Genomic DNA, 1,546 nt, shown 5'->3' with positions numbered 1-1,546 from the left:
GGTATCGAGGGCCTGAACCGGCTCGACATCGAGACATTGCTGGAATTGGGCGACAGATATGTCGAGCTCAACCGCAGCCGCGTTAAGCACGCCAACGTGCTGGCCGGCCAGACGCTGGTGAACCTGTTCTTCGAGAACTCCACCCGCACGCAAGGCTCGTTCGAAATCGCCGGCCGCCGCCTCGGCGCGGACGTGGTCACGATGCCGATCGCCACCTCCTCGGTGAAAAAGGGCGAGACGCTGATCGACACCGCCATGACGCTGAACGCCATGCGGCCCGACCTGCTGGTCATCCGCCATGGTTCGTCCGGCGCGGTGAAGCTGCTCTCGCGCAAGGTCGACTGCGCCGTGGTCAACGCCGGCGACGGCACGCACGAACACCCGACACAGGCTCTGCTAGATGCCCTCACCATCCGCCGCCGCGTCGGCGACATCGGCGGCATGCGCATCGCCATCTGCGGCGACATCCTGCACAGCCGCGTCGCCCGCTCGAACGTCGCCTGCCTCAACATGCTCGGCGCGGAGGTCCGCCTCATCGCCCCGCGCACATTGACGCCGCCGGGCGCAGGCGACTGGGGCGCGAAAGTCTTCACCGACATGCGCGAAGGCCTGAAAGGCTGCGATGTCGTGATGATGCTCCGCCTGCAGCAGGAACGCATGGATGGCGCCTACCTGCCCTCCGCCCGCGAATTCTTCCACTTCTGGGGCCTCGACGAAGAGAAGCTCTCCCACGCCAGCCCCAATGCCTTCGTCATGCACCCCGGCCCGATGAATCGCGGCGTCGAGATCGAAAGCGGCATCGCCGACCACAAGACGCGCTCTCTGATCACCGAACAGGTCGAGATGGGCGTCGCCATTCGCATGGCTGTCCTCGAAACTCTGGCGAAGAACGCACCTGAGACCAAGGCCGGAGCGAAACAATGACCGGCCGTACCGCCATCTACAACGCCCGCCTGCTCGACCCCGCTTCGGGCCTCGACGCCGTGGGCGGCATCCTGATCGAGAACGGCCTGATCACCGACATCGGCCCCACGATCACCAAGGCCACCGCCGCCGACGTGAAGATCGACGCCAAGGGCAAGGCCCTCGCGCCGGGCCTGATCGACCTGCGCGTGAAGACCGGCGAGCCGGGCGCAGAGAATAAAGAGACGCTGGAAACCGCTGGCGATGCCGCTGCCGCAGGCGGCGTCACCACCTTCATCGTCATGCCCGACACCGACCCGGTGCTCGACAGCGTCGCCCTCGTCGACTTCATCAAGCGCCGCGCCGATGGCGTCGCGAAGGTGAAAGTGCATCCGACCGGCGGCCTCACCATCGGCCTCGATGGCGCAAAGATGTCGGAGATCGGCCTGATCAAGCAGGCTGGCGCCGTGTTCTTCACCAATGGCGACAAGCCTGTCGAAGACGCGGGCGTCCTGCGCCGCGCGATGAGCTACGCCGCCAGCTTCGACGTGCTGGTCGCCTCGCGCCCGGATACGCCATCCCTGTCCAAGAACACGGTCATGAATGCCGGCGCCTTCGCCGCCCGTCTCGGCCTTCGCGGCGC

The 1,546-nt window shown here is 66.4% G+C and carries 1 protein-coding gene and 1 pseudogene; both read left to right on the top strand.

Annotated features, from left to right (window positions below):
- A partial coding sequence (locus EON91_RS14405) for an aspartate carbamoyltransferase catalytic subunit (protein ID WP_292096089.1) occupies positions 1-924 on the top strand: 924 nt, incomplete at its 5' end.
- A gap of 59 nt (positions 925-983) precedes the next feature.
- Positions 984-1,546: pseudogene (locus EON91_RS14400) on the top strand (dihydroorotase); the annotation flags it as partial.

Origin of the sequence: Brevundimonas sp. (assembly GCF_004210735.1) — a bacterium.
GTDB lineage: Bacteria > Pseudomonadota > Alphaproteobacteria > Caulobacterales > Caulobacteraceae > Brevundimonas.
This window is presented reverse-complemented; position numbering and strand designations above follow the sequence as displayed.